The organism is Ignavibacteria bacterium, from assembly GCA_016873775.1.
In the GTDB taxonomy this organism is placed as follows: domain Bacteria; phylum Bacteroidota; class Ignavibacteria; order UBA10030; family F1-140-MAGs086; genus JAGXRH01.
On sequence record VGWC01000060.1, the window covers coordinates 1 to 14,385 of the forward strand.

Annotated in this window: 14 protein-coding genes; 1 reads left to right on the plus strand and 13 read right to left on the minus strand. The window is 39.3% G+C overall.

Annotated elements, in window-relative coordinates; all coding sequences use genetic code 11:
• Positions 1-335: 335 nt before the first annotated feature.
• The 8 genes from FJ218_08500 to FJ218_08535 all read right to left on the minus strand — a co-directional run bounded on the left by FJ218_08500 (position 336) and on the right by FJ218_08535 (position 5,818).
• The gene (locus tag FJ218_08500; GenBank protein MBM4166937.1) at positions 336-1,109 is read right to left on the minus strand and encodes a DUF1828 domain-containing protein; all 774 of its coding nucleotides are present in this window, start codon (positions 1,107-1,109) and stop codon (positions 336-338) included.
• 77 nt (positions 1,110-1,186) lie between these two features.
• Entirely contained in the window at positions 1,187-1,936 is a 750-nt protein-coding gene (locus tag FJ218_08505; protein MBM4166938.1) for an FkbM family methyltransferase, read from the minus strand.
• A gap of 134 nt (positions 1,937-2,070) precedes the next feature.
• Positions 2,071-2,367, minus strand: coding sequence for a hypothetical protein (locus tag FJ218_08510; GenBank protein MBM4166939.1), 297 nt, complete (start codon positions 2,365-2,367; stop codon positions 2,071-2,073).
• A gap of 163 nt (positions 2,368-2,530) precedes the next feature.
• Complete coding sequence (locus tag FJ218_08515) at positions 2,531-2,686, minus strand: hypothetical protein (GenBank protein MBM4166940.1); 156 nt, start codon at positions 2,684-2,686, stop codon at positions 2,531-2,533.
• A gap of 96 nt (positions 2,687-2,782) precedes the next feature.
• Positions 2,783-2,992 (minus strand): hypothetical protein, encoded by a 210-nt coding sequence (locus FJ218_08520; GenBank protein MBM4166941.1) that lies wholly within the window; start codon positions 2,990-2,992, stop codon positions 2,783-2,785.
• A gap of 55 nt (positions 2,993-3,047) precedes the next feature.
• Complete coding sequence (locus FJ218_08525) at positions 3,048-4,379, minus strand: insulinase family protein (protein MBM4166942.1); 1,332 nt, start codon at positions 4,377-4,379, stop codon at positions 3,048-3,050.
• A gap of 180 nt (positions 4,380-4,559) precedes the next feature.
• Positions 4,560-5,078, minus strand: a complete 519-nt coding sequence (gene nuoI, locus FJ218_08530) for an NADH-quinone oxidoreductase subunit NuoI (protein ID MBM4166943.1) — start codon at positions 5,076-5,078, stop codon at positions 4,560-4,562.
• Positions 5,079-5,626: 548 nt separating this feature from the next.
• Complete coding sequence (locus tag FJ218_08535; GenBank protein ID MBM4166944.1) at positions 5,627-5,818, minus strand: hypothetical protein; 192 nt, start codon at positions 5,816-5,818, stop codon at positions 5,627-5,629.
• Positions 5,819-6,085: 267 nt separating this feature from the next.
• Between FJ218_08535 and clpB the strand changes: the two genes are divergently transcribed.
• Positions 6,086-8,650 carry an ATP-dependent chaperone ClpB gene (clpB, locus tag FJ218_08540; GenBank protein ID MBM4166945.1) on the plus strand — a complete coding sequence of 855 codons (2,565 nt, stop codon included), beginning with the start codon at positions 6,086-6,088 and terminating at the stop codon, positions 8,648-8,650.
• Positions 8,651-8,664: 14 nt separating this feature from the next.
• Here clpB and meaB read toward each other — a convergent pair whose 3' ends face one another.
• The 5 genes from meaB to FJ218_08565 all read right to left on the minus strand — a co-directional run.
• Entirely contained in the window at positions 8,665-9,618 is a 954-nt protein-coding gene (gene meaB, locus FJ218_08545; protein MBM4166946.1) for a methylmalonyl Co-A mutase-associated GTPase MeaB, read from the minus strand.
• A 161-nt stretch (positions 9,619-9,779) separates the two neighbouring features.
• Complete coding sequence (locus FJ218_08550; GenBank protein MBM4166947.1) at positions 9,780-10,700, minus strand: NAD-dependent epimerase/dehydratase family protein; 921 nt, start codon at positions 10,698-10,700, stop codon at positions 9,780-9,782.
• Between the two features lies 1 nt (position 10,701).
• A complete protein-coding gene (locus FJ218_08555; GenBank protein ID MBM4166948.1) occupies positions 10,702-11,970 on the minus strand; it encodes a glycosyltransferase family 4 protein in 1,269 nt (422 codons plus the stop codon).
• 79 nt (positions 11,971-12,049) lie between these two features.
• The gene (locus FJ218_08560) at positions 12,050-13,105 is read right to left on the minus strand and encodes an aminopeptidase P family protein (GenBank protein ID MBM4166949.1); all 1,056 of its coding nucleotides are present in this window, start codon (positions 13,103-13,105) and stop codon (positions 12,050-12,052) included.
• A gap of 201 nt (positions 13,106-13,306) precedes the next feature.
• On the minus strand, positions 13,307-14,385 hold a 1,079-nt coding region (locus FJ218_08565), incomplete at its 5' end, for an acyl-CoA dehydrogenase (GenBank protein ID MBM4166950.1).

Below are 14,385 nucleotides of genomic sequence, written 5' to 3' on the forward strand. Positions count from 1 at the left end.
TTCAATCCGTTCGGAAGTTCCGCGCGTTGAATTGTTGGAAGCGAAATCGCAGAAAGTTGTCCCGGTTTCGGTTGAATAGTACGGTCGAGTTGTGTGAATGCGGTTGATGTCATTAACAAAATTGTTAGGAGTTGTGTGAAAAATTGTTTCATTGGAAAACAAAAATTATTTATCGCGTTCATCCGGTTCAACATTCGGAACACGTTTCAAAGCGTTCTTGAACTTTGATTTACTTGCGCGTTTACTTCGTTTCTGAATGTGTTCTTCAGTTAGCAAAGTGGAAATTTTTTCTTCGTTAGAATCAGATTTATTATTCATTTCTTTTTCAAGGAATATTATACAACGGTTTCTTTTAAATATTTTTCGATTCGGTCTTTGTTGGAAAACAAACTAGAGTACTGTTTTTCACACACATCGCTAAACCGTGCAAGTACTTTTCTATTTACAACTTCTTGGTCTTCAAAAATAGCAAGAGAGCGAAATTGCAATCCCCATTTTTCATACTGCAATATACTTATAGTGGAATCCCGGCATTTATCATCGTTAGCAACCGCAAAAATAAATAAGGGCTTTTCCATTTTGTTTATTCGACAATCAACAGGATATTTTGCATCGGGGTCGTGTAGAGAATCGTTGTAATTAAATTTTAATCGCTCTTGAGGAATCTTTTGTTCAACAAAACTTTTAAAATCTTCCCAAAAAGTTGACTTTACACGTTCTCTATTCAAATATGTAATGTCGGTGATTTTAGACAGTCCTTGTATAAAATTATAAAAAATATTTCCAAGGTTCTCTTCTTCTAATTCTGCAGAAAGAATTCCTCTTTGTTCTTTGATACCAAAATTTGACAAAGTGTTAGAAATAATTTTTGCTCGGTTTCCATTTTCAAGAGAGTCTGTGTCCATTTCGTAGCTTAGATGCATATAAGTATGTCCCTCATCCGAAAGCATCCAATGTTTGTCTATTTTTTTGAGAACAATCGCAAAAGAATCTCCATCATCAAATTGGAATGGAGTAAATACTCGATATCGGTCAACACCTTCAGAAAAAAATCGTATTTCTTTACAAACTTTTTCTTTGAATTCTTTTTCTACATGCTGTAGTTCCATTGTTATAACTGAAGTTTGATTTGTGTGGATATTGGCATAATTATATTGCAGTCTTGAATTCAACAATTCTGCTTTACTTAAAACCTTATCGTATCTCTCAAAAATAATTTGAGTTGATATTTGGACTTTCTTTGAAAGTATGCGAAAAGTTCGCATAAACTTAAATTCTCTTTCTTTTTAAATAAAATATGGCTGTGAATTTTTTTAAAAGCGAAGGAGTGCTCCTTAAAAATATCAAAAACATCTTCGGGTGCATGATGGGCTTCTTTATCTGCCCACCCATGAATTTCCATTAGAAAACGGACATTAGTTTGTTGAAGAAGTTTTTGCGATCCGTTGATTACGCGGTATTCGCCCCCTTCCACATCTATTTTTATAAAATCCGGAATTGTTGAATTTAGTAGCGAATCTAAGGTGATGCAGTTGACTGTTATTTCCTCCCAGTCAGGAGTTTTAGCATCATGAATTTCTCGGGTGAAAAGTCCTCCGCTTATATTGGAATTAGAAATAAAAAATTTGGTTTTTCCAATAGTATCGCTAACTGCGGCATAAATTACTTCAATTTTATTGGTTGATTCTTTTTCCCATTTTGCCGCCTGTTCCGACAATCTTTTATAGCGAACTGGGTCGGCTTCAATGGAAATAATTTTTCCATTTTGAATAAATTTGTTGGCATAGTAAGTATATTGCCCTAAACTGGCACCCACATCAATAAATGTTTTTACTCCAGAGAGCAGTTGTTGAAGCGATTGGATTTCTTTTTGTTCGTGAGAATGTTCCCCGAAATATTGTTCTTCAAGGATTTTGTAAATTTCTTCTGGTTTCATTTTTTATTTTAATGGATAAATTTTTAGGCAAAGATAGATTTTACTTACACAATAATCAAAACAATTTTACCTTTGCTAAAGCAATAAAAGTCAATCCATTATTTCCCATTTCTTCATTTATAGATGCTGAAATTCTATTTTAATAAACTGTTCCATTCTCCCACCTTGAACACTTGGGCGAGTTTTGCCGCCAAATCATTAAGTTTAGTTATTGTTTCCCAATCTAACGTTTCTTTTACTTTTGAAGGAAATAACACAAACGAACTATCTGGCTCTTTTAAATCTAACTTTATGACACCTATGCCAAACGAAGAACTTAATCTTTTCAGTTCATTTAAGAATTCTGGATTTTCCAGTATCTCGGCTGCGGTGGCGTTGCAGGATTTGAAAGATTGGAACAGATTGAAAAAACGCTTCTCGTAAATTATCAAAACTTAGTTTCTTCTTCAATTCAAAAGAAAAAATTTGAAGTGCGATATTTCCTACCGAAGAACTAAGTTTAAATACTTCTGGGTTTTTCCATTCTTCAGTTGGAAATCTACAACCTACTATATCTGGATGTTGCCATTCTCCAAACTCCTTTTTGCGGAAGTACTATGATTTGTTTTGCAGTAACAATTCAAATACAAACTGGCTTTCTTCTTTGTTTTCATTTATATCTTTATAGATTAAAGCAGATAGCGTCGCAATAGGAGTTTTTCCTTCGCTTCCAAGTTCTTTATCGTACCCTTTTTGTATGCGACATCCCAAATCTCATCAGCGGAAAGTGCCTTTTTAGTTTCTTTCAAAACTTTCAGAATTAATTGCTCAAAAGTTAGTGCCATAAAATTATTTGGAAAGGTTTAATTATATGAAATCATTTGCCTTAATCGAATAGTAATTTTTATTAAGTTCTTTTTCTTCAATTTCATAATCTTCTTCAGCTAATTCAGTGTCTATTTCATTAGAAAGTTTTTGAATTTCTTCTTTGCACTTTTCAACGCTATCAAATATTCCAATACTTTGATCGTACACTCGCGTATCTGGATTATATAAATAAATGTTATAGAGTTTCATTGCATATGGGCTTAATCTTGTGGTTATAATATCAATTTTTTTTTCTAACAGATTATTATTTCGCTTGCAATTCCAGTTTCCCTTTCGGAACAATACTCAACACAACGCGTTTATTCATATCGAGATATTTTTTTGTAGCGTTTTGAATGTCGTTTGCCGTTGTCGTTTCGTAGCGTTGTAAATCTTCGTTGAATCGTCCGGGATTTCCGAAAAATGTATTGTAGAAATTGAGTTTATCCGTTTTACTTCCAAATCCGCCGACGTTTTGCAATCCGTAAATAAAACTCGCGCGAATACTATTTTTTGAACGTTGCAATTCTCTTGCTTCAATTCCTTCGCGTTTTATTTTTTCGAGTTCGATGTTCACCGCTTGTTCCATTTCTGAAAGCGTATATCCTTCTTTCGCCGTTACAATAATTCCGAAATCTCCCGAAAGCGCATTGCCATCTTGAAACGCGGAAACATCTTGCGCAATTTGTTTTTCATACACAAGCGATTTATACAAGCGCGAATTTTTTCCGCTCGATAAAATATCGGAAAGCAACGCAAGAGACGCATCGTCGTTTTCGTACATCGAAGTCGAAAGCCAAAACATATACAAACGCGGAAGCTGCACGTTGTCTTCAAGCACCATTCGCTTGGTTTCATTGAGCGAAACGTTAGTTGGTTGCGGTCGAGGAATTTCTTTTCCGCGCGGAATACTTCCAAAATATTTTTCGACAAGTTGTTTTGTTTTCGCAATGTCAATATCGCCGCCAATCACGAGACTTGCATTATTCGGCGCATAATAAATTCGGAAAAAATCTTTCACATCATCGAGCGACGCGGCGGTTAAATCTTCTTGCGAACCAATAGGAAGCCAATTGTACGGAACTCCCTGCGGATACAATGCATCGAACAATTTCATCCACGACATTCCATACGGCTGATTTTCGTACGATTGTCTGCGTTCATTTTTTACAACATCACGTTGCAAATCTAATCTATCCTGCGTAATTCCGGGAAGCAAAAATCCCATTCTGTCGGATTCGAGCCACAGCACCGGTTCCAAATTATTCGACGGAACAACTGACCAATAATTCGTTGCATCAAAACCTGTTGAGCCGTTATTTTGTCCGCCGGAACCATCAACGATTTGGTCGTATTGTCCATCGCGTACGTTTTCGCTTCCTTCAAACATCAAATGCTCGAACAAATGCGCAAATCCCGTGCGACCGAGTTTTTCATTTGCGCCTCCGACGTGATACCAAATATTCACTGACACAATCGGAACCGTGTGGTCTTCGTGCAAAACAACTTGCAAGCCGTTTGCGAGTTCATATTTTTCAAAAGGAATGTTGAGACTTGTCCCGAACTGGTTTCGGGATTGGGAAATGGAATTGGACATTGTTCCGAGTAAAAGAAAAATTGTGAGAAAAAAGAATTTCATTATTATTTTTTGTGAACTATATTCTAATCTGTAATAGAACACTGATGACACGAATTAGACTGATATTCACTGATTTTATCCGTTTAAATCTGTTGCATCTGCGTTATCTGTGTTCTATTTACTAATTCAAAAGAAAAATTATTTATACTCCCTCAAAAACTCCAACCGCTTTTGCAATTTCTTTTTCGGAATGAGGAGTTTATCTTTTCCGAACACAGCATCTTCCATTTTATCGAAGACAAGTTCGTATTCATCGCTCATTACGATTGCTTCTTCGGGACACGCTTCTTCGCAAAAGCCACAGAATATACAGCGCAGCATATTGATTTCAAACTTGACGGGATAACGCTCTTTATCGTATTGCGGCGTTTCGCTTGCTTGCACTTCGATTGCTAATGCGGGACACACGCGTGCGCACAAACCACACGCAACGCAACGCTCGGTTCCGTTTTCTTCCTGCACGAGAACAGGTCTTCCGCGAAATGATGGCGGCGGAGTCCATCGTTCTTCGGGATATTGGCGCGTAAATTTTTTCCCGAACATTTTTCCAAACGTAAGCACTAATCCTTTTGCGATTTCGGGAATGTATGTACGCTGCAAGAAAGAAAGATTCTCGCGGCGAATTTGCGGTGTAAGTTTTTGTCCGTTGTTATTCATAAAAAAGTAATTTGTAATTCGTCATTAATAATTTGTAAATCGAGAACTACAAATTGAATGCGTTCCGAAACGCTTCATTGTAAAATTTCTGAAAATTGAATTGTCGTTGTGTTCATAGTTATATGCTATGAAAATCCGCGACTAATATAATGCGTTTTGACGAAGAAAGAAACTTTTGAATCTCACTTCAATGTCATTGTCTTCGATTTTGCGTGAAGTGCAGATTTTCTCACGCGCCATTCTACTGGTGTAAATTTTGAATCAAGTAACCATTCAAAAACTTGAAATGATTTTGATTTTGTAATTTGCAACGTTGTATTCTCTTTCGAGCAATTCCACGTTTGTGTTTCGCCGGAAAGTGCAACGGCAATATGCTGGCGTTGTCCGTATTTCCGTGTAATGAATACTCTTGCACGTTTTCAATTTCCGCAATGTATTTAATGCTGTTCAATTCTGCTATGCTTCCTGCAAAGTTTTAATGTCAATTTTTTTTATTTGCATTAACGCTTTCATCGCATGCTGACTTATTTCAAAATCAGTATTGTTCATCAATTCTCCCAACGCATCGTGATTTGTTTCCACCTTCTGTAAGTCTGTTCCAAAAAATAATCCACGTCATCTTCTCCGTAACGTGCAACATTCAAGATTTTTGAATCTTTGAATATGGACGTATAAAAATTTACTGCTGCTTCAGCATTATTGCCGAACCCAAGAAATGGTGTTATTTTTTGGTGATGCATAAGTTAGTATTTGAAATTTGACTAACGAATTGTTGAAATTATTGAGTCCAAAAATACTTCTCTCTCCGATAAAGAAAAAACCGAAACGTTGAAAGCGCTAATAATCTTTGTGTCAATGCATCTCCTGTAAGAAATTAATTGTTCGGTGAAATTCTGTTCATTCTTTGTGAACATATCACGGAAACATAAATCGAATGTTCATTCTTTTTCACAATTTCACTTTTTGTTTATTTACTTCATTCATATTTTTTTGCAAATTTTTTACCTATGAATCCCAACAATCTCACAACCAAAGCAACTGAAGTAATGCACGAAGCGCAGAGTATTGCGACGGAATATTCTCATCAGGCAATTACGCCGTTGCATTTACTTGTTTCACTCGTCGAACAAAAAGATGGATTGATTCCGTCGCTGTTACAGAAATTAGAAATCGAGCCCGATGAAATTTCTTCCCTTACGAAAAAAGAATTGAAAAAACTTCCGCAGGTTTCCGGTGCAATGGGACAATATGCTTCCAACGAATTGCAGCAAGTATTGAACAAAGCAGAAAAAGAAGCGGAAAAATTCCGCGACGAATTCATCAGTACGGAACATTTGTTTCTTGCAATGCTTGAACAAAAAGACGTGAAGAAAATTCTCAACGTGAAATACGACGATGTGTTGAAGGGATTGCAAACATTGCGCGGAACGCAACGCATCACCGACCAGGAACCGGAAAGCAAATACAACGTTCTCGAAAAATATACGGTTGATTTCACACAAAAGGCGCGCGCCGGCGATATTGACCCGGTGATTGGACGCGATGATGAGATTCGCCGCATACTGCAAATTCTTTCACGCCGTACGAAAAACAATCCCGTGCTTGTCGGAGAACCGGGAACGGGAAAGACTGCAATCGTCGAAGGACTTGCAAAAAAAATTGTTGATGGCGATGTTCCAGAAACAATAAAAAACAAACGACTTCTTTCTCTCGATTTGGGCGCGATGATTGCAGGAACAAAATACCGCGGTGAGTTTGAAGACAGATTAAAAGCATTGTTGAAAGAAATTGAAAGTTCCGATGGAGAAATAATTTTATTTATTGATGAGTTGCATACAATTGTTGGCGCCGGTGCAGCAGAAGGTGCGATGGATGCAGGAAACTTACTGAAGCCTGCGCTCGCTCGTGGAAAACTGCGAACAATCGGCGCAACAACACTGAAAGAATATCGCAAGTACGTGGAAAAAGATGCCGCGCTCGAACGCCGCTTTCAACCCGTGCAAGTGGAAGAGCCAACGATAGACGATGCAATTTCTATTCTTCGCGGCATTAAAGAAAAATACGAAGTGCATCATGGCGTAAAAATCCGGGATAATGCAATCGTTGCCGCTGTTACACTCTCCGCGCGTTATATTTCCGACAGATTTCTTCCCGACAAAGCGATTGATTTGATGGATGAAGCCGCGTCCGTTCTTCGCATTGAAATTGACAGCAAGCCGACGGAGATTGATAAACTTCATCGCCGCATAAAGCAACTTGAAATAGAGCGCGAAGCATTGAAGAAAGAAAACGATGAGCCATCGAAAAAACGATTGGATGTTATTGAGAAAGAACTTGCAGAGTTGCAGGAAGAAAACAAACAATTTGAACTGAAATGGCAAACGGAAAAAAATTTCATCGAGCAAATAAAATTTTTCAGCAAAGAAATTGACCAACTGAAATTGGAAGAGCAGCAATCTGAACGTTTGCAGGATTTACAGCGCGTTGCGGAAATTCGGTACGGATTAATTCCTGCGCACGAAAAAAAAATAAAAGACGTGCAAACAAAACTTGCGGCGATTCAAAAAGAACATAAAATTCTCAACGAAGAAGTAACCGAAGAAGACATTGCAAAAATTGTTTCGAAGTGGACAGGAATTCCCGTAACAAAAATGCTCGCGGAAGAAACGCTGAAACTTTCTCGGATGGAATCGGAACTTACGAAACGTGTTGTGGGACAGCGGGAAGCGATTCGCGCTGTTGCCAATGCTGTGCGAAGAAGTCGCGCGGGAATTCAGGAAGAAGGAAAACCAATGGGCTCGTTTATTTTTCTCGGACCGACAGGTGTGGGAAAAACCGAACTCGCAAAAGCGCTGGCGTTATTTCTCTTCAACGACGAAAAAATGTTGGTGCGCATTGATATGAGCGAGTATATGGAAAAGCATTCGGTTGCGAGATTGATTGGTGCGCCGCCGGGATATGTCGGTTACGACGAAGGTGGACAACTTACCGAAGCCGTGCGTCGTCATCCGTACACGGTTGTGTTGTTTGACGAAATTGAAAAAGCGCACAGCGATGTTTTCAACGTGTTGCTGCAAGTGCTGGACGACGGACGACTCACAGATGCAAAAGGCAGAACGGTGGATTTCAAAAACACGCTGATACTTATGACGTCGAATTTGGGAAGCAGCGAGATTGCGAAGTTTGCGAATGAGAGAAGAAAACAGGAAGAAGAAGTGCAGAAAATTTTACGCACAACATTTCGCCCGGAATTTTTGAACCGCATTGACGACACGATTATCTTCCAGCATTTGACGGAAGAAGAAATTGCGGAGATTGTAACGCTGCAATTGAAACGCGTTGCAGAACGTTTGGCAAAGAAAAATATTTCGCTCGAATTTACGGATGCTGTTGCGCGGTACATTGCAAAAGCGGGCTACGATAAAGTGTTTGGCGCGCGACCGCTCAAACGTTTAATCCAAAACGAAATCCTCGATGAACTTTCTCTGCAAATCGTCGAAGGAAAAATTGCAGAAGGAGATGCGGTGAAGATTGATTATGGAATGGATGGAATAGCGATTGGAAAAAAGTAAATCAAAATAAAAGTTCAAGTTTTTTCTAAAAGTTTTTCCACCACATCATACGGCGTACGCAGATGAGAAAGAACAGAAGCAATTTCTTTTTTCAAAATTTCTTCTCGCGTTGTGTTCCAAAAGTTTTGGTGAAGTTGTTCAGTAACGAGTTCACGGATACGTTCTTCAATGCGCTCGCTTCGTTTTTTGGTGAGTTCGTTTGTTCGTTCAAGCGATGTTCTGTGTTTCGTTATCATCTCCGCTACTTTGTCAATTCCTTTTCCTTCATTCGCAACAGCAGAAATAACATCGGGAATCCACGTTGTTTCCGTGTGTTGCGCATAACGTGTTGCCAGTCCGAGAACAGTTTTTATAGACATCACCGCTTGTTCCGCCCCCGGTCTATCGGATTTATTCAGCACAAAAAAATCTGCAATCTCCATCAATCCCGCTTTCATCGCTTGAATAGAATCGCCGCTTTCGGGAACAAGCACGACAATTGTAGTATCCGCCGCGCTTACGATATCAAGTTCCGATTGTCCAACACCGACTGTTTCGAGTAAAATAATTTCAAATCCCGCTGCATCAAAAACATCAGCAGTTTCTTTCGTTTTTTTTGAAAGCCCGCCAAGCGAACCACGCGATGCCATCGAACGAATAAAAACATTTGCTTCCATTTCCACATCCGTCATTCGCACTCTATCGCCGAGTAACGCGCCGCCCGTGAAAGGACTAGTTGGGTCAACGGCGATGATAGCAACTTTTTTATTTTGTTGTGAATAGTGAAGCGCGAGTTTATTCGTAATCGTGCTTTTACCAGCACCGGGAGGACCTGTAATTCCGATGCGATATGCGTTTCCGGTTTTTGGGAAGAGCGTGCGAAGAAGTTCCAACGCATTCGGCGATTCATTTTCGACAAGAGAAATTCCACGCGCGATTGCTCTGCGTTCACCGAGGAGTATTTGTTCGGAAAGTTGTGATACTTCCATCGCAGTCAGTTGAAAAGCACCAAAGAACAAATAGCAAATGACAAATAAATTTCAAAGACAAAATTCCAATATTTGGTTTTGAAATTTGGAAATTGAATTTTGGATTTTATTTGTAATTTGAAATTTGACATTTGGAATTTAAATAAGTAGAATGGCAATCATTATCGTGTGCTCCTAAAATATTCCACCGTACGTTTCAATCCTTCTTCAAGATTTACTTTTTGTTTCCAACCAAGTGCAGAAGAAATTTCTATTGTTGAAAGAACGCTGCGTTTTTGTTCTCCCGCTTTTGCTTCGCCGTGTTTCTCGGTTGCGTTGGAATTGCAAAGTTTTCTGATTGTGTGAAATAATTCATTCACATTCGTTTCAATTCCCGTTCCGATGTTGTATTCGGTTGAAACATTATCGTTCAACGCGAGAAGATTTGCTTGCACAACATCTTCCACAAAAACATAATCGCGCGTTTGCATTCCATCGCCGTTGATAATTGGTTGTTCACCGTTCAACATTTTCGACGCGAAGATTGCAACAACACCTGCTTCTCCCATCGTGCTTTGTCGCGGGCCATACACATTTGCGTATCGAAGCGCTGTGTAGTTCAAACCGAAAACTTCTTTGTAGTAGAATAAATATTTTTCTGTTGTGAGTTTTGCAATACCATACGGAGAAAGCGGTCGTTGCGGATGTTGTTCATCGGCGGGAAAATAATCCTGCTCGCCGTAAATTGCGCCACCGGTAGAAGCGAAAATAAATTTCTTCACGCTGTATTCTTTGCAACATTCGAGTAAATTTATTCCGCCAAGAATATTTATTTCTGCATCAAACGTTGGATTCGCAACAGATTTCCTCACGTCCATTTGCGCCGCGTGATGATTCACAACATCAGGACGAAATTCCGCAAACACGCTTTGCAATTCTTCCGAGCGAATATCTATGTTGAAAAATGTTGCTTTCGGATTTACGTTACGCTCGAATCCTGTCGAAAGATTATCAACGATTGCAACATTATGCCCCACGTTAATGTATGCATCAACAATATGCGAAGCGATGAATCCTGCACCGCCGGTTATGAGTATTTTCATATTACACTGGAATTAAAAAACCAAAAATTCTTGACAAATCACTTGTTAATTTTTCTCTCTCAAATTGCTGCAAAAAAACTTCATCGGGCTTTGGAAAAGAATTTGTTTCATACAACTGATATAATTTGTATAACGTTGTTGCCATCATCTCTGAATCGTTGGGAGCAACAAGAAATCCCATTCCCGAATCTTCAATCGTTTGTTTCAAAAATCCATTCGGAATGCATGCAAGAATCGGTTTTCGCGTTCCCAGATATTCATACAGTTTTCCCGGTGATTGCACATCGTTGTCAACAGCAAGAAAAACTATGTCGCCATTACATAATCTCTTCACACACTCGTGATGATTCAAATATCCGCTGAACGAAATAATATTGTGCAACTGCATTTTTTCCACAAGTTTTTTTTCATCGCCACGTATTTTTCCGATAAACTCTACTTTTATTTTTTCTCGCAACTTCGGATGCGCCACAAAAAATTTATTCAATCCCCGCAACAATGTTAGCGGCGAACGACCACCGTAAAACGCTCCCGCATGGACAATTTTCAATATGCCATCGTGATGATGTTTTTGATGAAAGGAATAATCTTCCGCATCAAATCCCTGGGAAAGAATCTGCACATCTTGATAATGAAGAAAATGGTGCTTCTTTAAAATCAACTCCTTTACTCGACGGTTGGTTGTAAGAATTTTTGATGCTTTCCTCAACACTTTTTTTTCCATCTTCATATTCAAATAACGATGCAGCGGCGTGGGAAAATATTTAAACGGATTGTTCAACCACGAATCGCGATAATCCACAATGAGCGGAACATTGAATTCTTTTTGCAGTTCGTGCCCAATTAAAAAATCTGTCCACGGAGGAGCAGTTGCAAACACGAGTTCAATTTTTTTCTGCCGAAAAATTTCGCGCGCTACATTCAACGCTTTTCGTTTCCACAAAACTTTATTGTCGGGAATAAAAAAACAATCGCTTGCAAACTGAAACGTTTTTCGTACAAACTCGCTCGGCATTTCCACCGTTCCTTTTTTTCGGAACACCCAATTCGGGTCAAGCGAACCAACGCGAACAATTTCAATTTCTTTACCGTTGATTTCTTCGAGCAAACTTTCGTCTTGCGCAAAATATCCCGTCGGCGTAACAGTGAGAACCGTTGGCTTCCATCCGAATTGCGGAAGATATTTTACAAACTTCAACGTTCGCTGCACACCGCTCATGCCCATCGGCGGAAAGTAATAGGCGATAACTAATATGTCTCGGAGTTCCATTGTCAATGCAAAATGTAAAATGTAAAATGTAAAATGGGAAATTGAAAATGTTTTTCTTTTTTCATTTTTCGTTTTGCATTTATATCGTAATCAGTTCTTTCTTCGATTGTGTCAACACTTCACATCCGTCATTTTTCACAACGACAACATCTTCAATTCGTACTCCGCACAAATTTGGAATGTAAATTCCCGGTTCAATGGTAATCGCCATTCCCGTTTGCAACACCGCTTCGCTTGTTGTTGAAAGTTTGGGCCATTCGTGAATTTGCAAACCAACGCCATGTCCCAGCGAATGATTGAAAAATTTTCCATAACCTTTTTTGCGAATATATTCACGCGCAACGTTATCAATCGCTTTTGCTTGTTTTCCACTTTTCACTGCATCAATTGAAAACTGCTGAGCATCTTTTACAACCTGATACACGTTCTTTATTTCGCGCGAAATTTTCCCTGTCGAAATTGTGCGCGTCATATCGGAATGATAACCGTTCACCACCGTTCCGAAATCAAGCACGAGCATTTCGCCATGTTTGATTTTCTTGTGCGATGAACGAGCGTGCGGCAATGCTCCTCGCCAACCGCTTGCTACGATTGGTTCAAACGCATCTGTTTCTCCACCGTAAATTTTTTGCAAAAAAGAAATTTCTGCTGCGAGTTTATTTTCCGTCATTCCGATTTCGATGGCAGAAAGAATTTCAGTGAATACATTATCTGTAATTGAAATCGCTTTTTTAAGAGAATCAATTTCCGTTTCATCTTTTATAGAAACAAATTTTTCAAAAACGTTTTCAAGCGGAATAAATTTTGTGTGCGGAAACAGTTCAACGAGTTTTGAGTGTTCGGCGTACGAAAGCGTCTTTTTATCAAAGCCGATATTTTTTATTCCGCTCAATATTTTTTTCTCTTTGATAAACTCAATCAAATTATCGCGCGTGATGAAAACTTTCCAACCGTTGAGTTCTTGTTTTACTTGTTCTTTGTATCGTCCATCGGAGAAAAAAAGATTTGCGATATGTGATGTGCGATGTGCGTTTTTTAAAATGATTCCCAATCCGTACGAACCGGAAAAATTGGAAAAGTACCGAAGTTGCGGAAGAAACGAAACGAAAATTGCATCCACGTTTTGTGAATGCAATTCTTCTCGAAGATTTTTTATGCGTTGCGAAAAAATGTTCCCGTTCAATTCGTTGTATGTTATTCGTTATTCGTTATCTGTTAATTGTAAATCGGCTGTAGTCAGACGTTATTGGCCAGTTGAAATAGAAAAAATTCTAATAACAAATAACTGATAACCAATAACTTTTTCCTCAAACCTCAAATCCCAAACCTCAAACTATTATTCGAACGCTGCAATTCCCGTAATATCTTCACCGATAATCAGCGTGTGCATTTCGTGTGTTCCTTCGTAGGTAATCACCGATTCGAGGTTTGCCATGTGCCGCATCACGGGATATTCGTCGAGAATTCCGTTCGCGCCGAGAATCGAACGTGCAATGCGGCAAATTTCCAATGCGTGATGAATATTATTTCGCTTTGCAAACGAAACTTGCTGAAAGCGCATTGTCTTGTTGTCTTTCATTCGTCCGAGTTGCAAACACACGAGTTGCATTTTCGTAATTTCCGTAACCATATACACAAGTTTTTCCTGTGTCATTTGATACGACGCTATTGGTTTTCCAAATTGAATTCTTGATTTCGAATAATCGAGAGCGCATTCGTACGCCGCCATTGCCGCACCAATTCCGCCCCACGCAATTCCGTATCGCGCTTGCGTCAAACATCCAAGCGGACCTTTCAGTCCTTGAACATTCGGTAATAAATTTTCTTTTGGAATTTCGCAATGGTCGAACACTAATTCCGAAGTCACCGACGCGCGAAGAGAATGTTTGCCTTTCATTTCAGGCGCGGTAAAACCTTTCGTTCCTTTCTCGACAAGAAATCCGCGCACAACGCCGTTCAGTTTTGCCCACACAACAGCAACATCGGAAATCGTGCCGTTCGTAATCCACATCTTCGCGCCGTTCAATAAATATCCGCTCGAAGTTTCTTCCGCGCGTGTAATCATTCCGCCGGGATTAGAACCAAAATCCGGTTCCGTCAATCCGAAGCAACCGATTTTTTTTCCGCTTGCAAGTTGCGGAAGCCATTTCATTTTTTGTTCTTCGCTGCCGTACGCAAAAATCGGAAACATCACCAAACCACTTTGTACAGAAGCGAAACTTCGTATTCCGCTATCGCCGCGTTCAAGTTCTTGTGTCATCAATCCGTACGCGACATTGTTTAATTCCGAACCGCCGTATTTTTGTGGCAGCGTTGGACCGAACATTCCCAACTCCGCCATTTTCGGAACGAGTTCGAGCGGGAATTTTCCTTCGCGGCAATGTTTTTCAATAATCGGAAGAACGTTATCATCAA

Excerpts from the sequence above, each read along its gene's own strand:
- FJ218_08500 (MBM4166937.1), bottom strand. The coding sequence starts at position 1,109 with ATGGAACTACAGCATGTAGAAAAAGAATTCAAAGAAAAAGTTTGTAAA.
- FJ218_08505 (MBM4166938.1), bottom strand. The coding sequence starts at position 1,936 with ATGAAACCAGAAGAAATTTACAAAATCCTTGAAGAACAATATTTCGGG.
- FJ218_08520 (MBM4166941.1), bottom strand. The coding sequence starts at position 2,992 with ATGAAACTCTATAACATTTATTTATATAATCCAGATACGCGAGTGTAC.
- FJ218_08525 (MBM4166942.1), bottom strand. The coding sequence starts at position 4,379 with ATGTCCAATTCCATTTCCCAATCCCGAAACCAGTTCGGGACAAGTCTC.
- nuoI (MBM4166943.1), bottom strand. The coding sequence starts at position 5,078 with ATGAATAACAACGGACAAAAACTTACACCGCAAATTCGCCGCGAGAAT.
- FJ218_08535 (MBM4166944.1), bottom strand. The coding sequence starts at position 5,818 with ATGCATCACCAAAAAATAACACCATTTCTTGGGTTCGGCAATAATGCT.
- clpB (MBM4166945.1), top strand. The coding sequence starts at position 6,086 with ATGAATCCCAACAATCTCACAACCAAAGCAACTGAAGTAATGCACGAA.
- meaB (MBM4166946.1), bottom strand. The coding sequence starts at position 9,618 with ATGGAAGTATCACAACTTTCCGAACAAATACTCCTCGGTGAACGCAGA.
- FJ218_08550 (MBM4166947.1), bottom strand. The coding sequence starts at position 10,700 with ATGAAAATACTCATAACCGGCGGTGCAGGATTCATCGCTTCGCATATT.
- FJ218_08555 (MBM4166948.1), bottom strand. The coding sequence starts at position 11,970 with ATGGAACTCCGAGACATATTAGTTATCGCCTATTACTTTCCGCCGATG.